We start from the raw sequence: 4,413 nt of genomic DNA on the forward strand, positions 1-4,413 counted from the left end.
GGGTTGGACAGAGGGGGCAGGGAGCCTCGGCTCGGGAGGACGGTATGGCGCAGCGAGACCCAGAAGAAGAGAGCAGTGACGGCCAAGTAGAACGGCTGGGGGAGCGGGGGCACCGGCCCTCGCGGCGCCGCTTCGGCAAGGCCGCGCTGGGGGGGATCCCGGCGCTGCTGACGCTGCGCAGCCAGCCGCTGCGGGCGGCGGGCAACTGCAGCATCTCGGGGTTTGCATCGGCGAACTCCGGCGAGTCGGAAACGGAGTCCTGCGGCGGCCGGGGCTCCGAGTATTGGAGTGGGTCGTTGTCTAAGCAGGATTTCCCGGAGTGGGCCCGCAACCAGAACGAGCCTGTCGACTCCGAGTACGGTTTCCCGGAGCTCGTGAATGCGGGGAATATCACCCTTCAGGAGGCGGTCGAGGGGGCAGCGTCCGAGCTCCTGCGCGCCGGCACGGCGGCGCTGCTCAACGCCAAGTTCATCCTGGGGTATACGCTCACCGAGGAGGAGGTCCGGGAGATCGTAACCGTGACCCAGCGTGATGGGGTGTACGTTACCAGCGCCGGCGACGAGCTCACTACGAGCCAGGTTACGGCCTTCTTCGAGAATACCTTCGACTTTTGATCAGCGCGGGAGCGGGATTGATGGAGCCCGAGGCTTTGCCGGGCGGTGAGGGCGACCGGGTGCTGGAGGGGGAAGCGGCCTTCCTGGAGATCCGGGCGCTCGACGGCGGGGTGCTCGCCTTCCACGCCGGCAGCGGGGAGACCCACTGGCTGGAGGGCCTGCCCGCGCGCCTCCTGTGGGCAGGCGCTCACCTCGGCGGGGCCGCCCCGGAGCGGCTCCGGGAGCGCCTCGGCGACGAGGCGGCGCTGGCGGAGGCGATGGCGGGCCTTCGGGCAGCGGGGCTGATCCGGTAGCCGGCCGCGTGCGGATCGGGCAGCTGAGCCGCTCCGAGCTCGCCGGGCGCCTAGCGCGGGGCGGGCTGAGCCTGGCGACGGGGCCGGTGACGACCCGGATCCGGACCTCGATCCCGGGCGTGGCGGCCCATCTGGCGGCGCTCTACGCCGACTTCCCCCTCGGCGAGGCGGACGGGATCGCGGACTTCTCCTGCCAGCTACGCCCCCCCCGCGGGGTGCGGCGCTACTACCGCCCGCAGGTCCTCTTCCTGGCGGACGGCCGCAGCGTCTTCAAGCCCCTGGCCTACCACCAGGCCGGCCCCATGCTCGAGTGGGGCATGAACTGGTGCATCGCCAGCCAGCTCCGGGACCGCCTGATCTTCCACGCCGCCGCGCTCGAGCGCGGCGGCCGGGCGCTGCTCCTGGCGGCGCCGCCCGGCTCGGGCAAGAGCACCCTCTGCGCGGCCCTGGCCTGCCGGGGGTGGCGGCTGCTGACCGACGAGGCGGCGCTCGTGGAGCTCGGCGCGGGCCGCGTCTCGGTGGCGGGCACGGCCCGCCCCGTCAGCCTGAAGAACGCCTCCATCGAGGCCGTCCAGCGCCTGGCGCCCGAGGCGGCCCTGAGCGCGCCGTGCCGGGACACCCTGAAGGGGACGGTGGCCCACATGCGCCCGCCGCCGGAGAGCGTGCGGCGGGCGCAGGAGCCGGCGGCGCCGGCGTGGCTGGTCTTCCCGCGCTTCGTACCGGGGGCGCCGACACGGCTGACGGAGCGCTCCCGGCCCGAGGCCTTCATGGGCCTGGCGGCCAACGCCTTCAACTACGCTGCCCTGGGGCGGCGGGCCTTCCACCGCACGGCCGATCTGGTCGAGCGGGTGGCCTGCTACGATTTTCGCTATAGCCGTTTGGAGGAGGCGGTACAGGTCTTCGATGAGCTCGCGACCCGACGGGAGCCGAGCGCTGTGCCGGGCGCTGGCGAGCCCGGATACCATGGCCGGCCTCACGGGCCCGGAGTGGACGGGGCTGCTGCAGGCGGCGCGGGAGAGCGAGCTGCTCGGCACCCTGTGGCGCCTGGCCGGTGAGGCCGGGGTGCAGGAGCGGCTGCCGGAGCCGGCGGCGCGCCACCTCTGGGGCGGGTACCTCGCCGCCGAGCGCAACGCCGAGGCGGTGCGCTGGGAGCTCGAGCAGCTCGACGGCGGGCTGCTGGGGCGGCTCTCGCCGCCCGTCGCCCTCAAGGGGGCGGCGTACCTGCTCGCCGGGCTGCCGAACGCGGCGGGCCGCGTCTGCCACGATATCGACCTGCTCTTCCCCGCCGACGAGGTGGGCCGGGCGGAGTCGCTGCTCTTCTTCGAGGGCTGGCAGGCGAGCCCCCACGACGCCCACGACCAGCGCTACTACCGCCAGTGGATGCACGAGCTGCCCCCGCTGGTCCACCGGCGCCGGGGGGCGACCCTCGACCTGCACCACAACCTCCTCCCCGAGACCTTCGCCGTTCGGGTCGAGCCGCGGCGGGTCCTCGACGCGGCCGCCCCCCTGGCGGCGCCGTGGCGGCTGCGGGTCCCGGCGCCGGAGCACCTGGCGCTCCACGCCGCCGTCCACCTCTTCGCCGAGACGGAGTGGCAGCGCGGGCTGCGCGATCTCTACGACATCCACGCCCTGGTCGAGCACTTCCAGGCCGCCCGCGGCGATCGGTTCTGGGAGGAGCTCCTCGATGAGGCCGAGGCGCTCGGGGTGGCCTGGCTCGTGGAGCCGGCGCTCGCCTGCGGCCGCACGCTGCTGGGCACCCGCGTCCCCGCGGCGGCCGCCGAGCGGCTCGAGCGCCACGGCCCGCCCCGCTGGCGCCGGGGGCCCATGCGCGCGCTCTTCCGCCACGGGCTCAACACCCGCGCCTCGCGGACCCCGCGGCGCGACGCCCTGGCGCGGGCCGCGCTCCTGCTGCGGGGCCACTGGCTGAAGATGCCGCCGACGCTGCTCGCCCGCCACCTCCTCTACAAGGCCTTCCGGGCCCCGCAGGGGGCGAGGGCAGGGGGCGGCGAAACCCCGACCCACAGACACGGGTAGCACCACGATGACGGCAACCACCTCTGGGGAAGCGGCGCAGGGGGCGCAGCGCCGCCACGCCCTGATCCTCGCCGGCGGCTCGGGGACCCGCCTGTGGCCCCTGTCGCGGACGAACATGCCCAAGCAGCTGCTCGCCCTGACCGGCGAGCAGACCCTGCTCCAGGAGACGGCGCGGCGCCTGCTGCCGGCCGTGGCGGCCGAGCGGGTCACCACCGTGACCCACGCCGACCACCGCTTCGAGGTGGTCGGCCAGCTCCACGAGGTCGCCCCGGCGCTCGCCGAGCGGGTCCTCGCCGAGCCCCTCGCCCGGAACACCCTGCCGGCCATCGCCTGGGCGGTGGCGCGGATCGCCCGCGACGAGCCCGAGGCCCTCGTCGGCGTCTTCCCCTCCGATCACTGGATCGAGGCGCCCGAGGCGCTGCGCGCGGCCTGGGAGGCCGCGGAGGCGGCGGCGGAGGCGGGCTACCTGGTGCTGTTCGGGATCCGGCCCACGGAGCCGGCGACGGGCTTCGGCTACATCGAGGCGGGTCCCGCCCTCTGCGCCGGCGTCGAGGCCGTGGGCCGCTTCGTCGAGAAGCCCGACGCCCGGACGGCGGCCGACTTCCTCGCCCGCGGCGGCTACTACTGGAACAGCGGGATGTTCGTCTTCCGCGCCGACACCTTCCTGGGCCTGCTCGCCGAGCACCAGCCGGAGCTGGCCGCCGCCGTGACCGCCTGGGCCGAGCAGGGCGCGCTCCCCGGGGCGGAGGCCTACGCGGCGCTGCCGGAGGTCTCCATCGACTACGGCCTTGTGGAGGAGGCGGCCGGGCGGGTGGCGGTGGTGCCCGCGGATCTCGGCTGGAGCGATCTGGGCAGCTGGGAGGCCCTCTACCAGCAGCGCGATAAGGATGCGGCCGGCAACGTCGTCGACGGGCCCGTGCTGCCGGTGGACAGCGGCGACAGCCTCCTGTGGAGCGCCGACGGCGGCCTGATCGCCGCCTACGGGGTCCAGGGGCTCGCCGTGGTCCAGACCCGCGACGCGACCCTGGTCTGCCCCCGCTCCCGGCTCGCCGAGCTCAAGGAGCTGGTCGGCCGGGTCCGCCAGCGCCGCCGCGAGCTCACCGAGACCCACGTGACCGTCGCCCGCCCCTGGGGCAGCTACACCACGCTGGAGAGCGGCCACCGCTACAAGCTCAAGCGCATCGTGGTCCACCCCGGCTGCAAGCTCTCCCTGCAGATGCACTACCACCGCTCCGAGCACTGGGTGGTGATCGCCGGGACGGCCCGCGTCGTCAACGGCGACTCGGAGATCTACCTCGAGGAGAACCAGTCCACCTACGTCCCGGCGACGCGCCCCCACCGCCTGGAGAACCCGGGGCGCATCCCGCTGCAGATCATCGAGATCCAGACGGGCCCGTACCTCGAGGAGGACGACCTGGTCCGCTTCGAGGACCTCTACGGCCGCTCCTCCTAGGCCGGGGGAGGAAGCAGCG

5 protein-coding genes are annotated in these 4,413 nt (G+C 74.5%); all 5 read left to right on the top strand.

Annotated elements, in window-relative coordinates:
• The first annotated feature begins 44 nt into the window (after positions 1–44).
• Genes CKO13_RS10880 through CKO13_RS10900 form a run of 5 tightly spaced genes read left to right on the top strand, consistent with a single transcriptional unit; the run spans position 45 to position 4,394 of the window.
• The gene (locus CKO13_RS10880) at positions 45–614 is read left to right on the top strand and encodes a hypothetical protein (protein WP_200260843.1); all 570 of its coding nucleotides are present in this window, start codon (positions 45–47) and stop codon (positions 612–614) included.
• A 20-nt stretch (positions 615–634) separates the two neighbouring features.
• Positions 635–907, top strand: coding sequence for a hypothetical protein (locus CKO13_RS10885; protein ID WP_200260846.1), 273 nt, complete (start codon positions 635–637; stop codon positions 905–907).
• 8 nt (positions 908–915) lie between these two features.
• On the top strand, positions 916–1,962 hold the full coding sequence (locus tag CKO13_RS10890; RefSeq protein WP_200260849.1) for an HprK-related kinase A: 1,047 nt from the start codon (positions 916–918) through the stop codon (positions 1,960–1,962).
• On the top strand, positions 1,871–2,941 hold the full coding sequence (locus CKO13_RS10895; protein WP_200260852.1) for a nucleotidyltransferase domain-containing protein: 1,071 nt from the start codon (positions 1,871–1,873) through the stop codon (positions 2,939–2,941). The genes CKO13_RS10890 and CKO13_RS10895 overlap by 92 nt, the downstream gene beginning before the upstream one ends.
• A 7-nt stretch (positions 2,942–2,948) precedes the next feature.
• Positions 2,949–4,394, top strand: a complete 1,446-nt coding sequence (locus CKO13_RS10900; RefSeq protein ID WP_200260855.1) for a mannose-1-phosphate guanylyltransferase/mannose-6-phosphate isomerase — start codon at positions 2,949–2,951, stop codon at positions 4,392–4,394.
• The last annotated feature ends 19 nt before the right edge of the window (positions 4,395–4,413 follow it).

It is taken from the genome of Halorhodospira neutriphila (assembly GCF_016584055.1).
Taxonomy (GTDB): domain Bacteria; phylum Pseudomonadota; class Gammaproteobacteria; order Nitrococcales; family Halorhodospiraceae; genus Halorhodospira; species Halorhodospira neutriphila.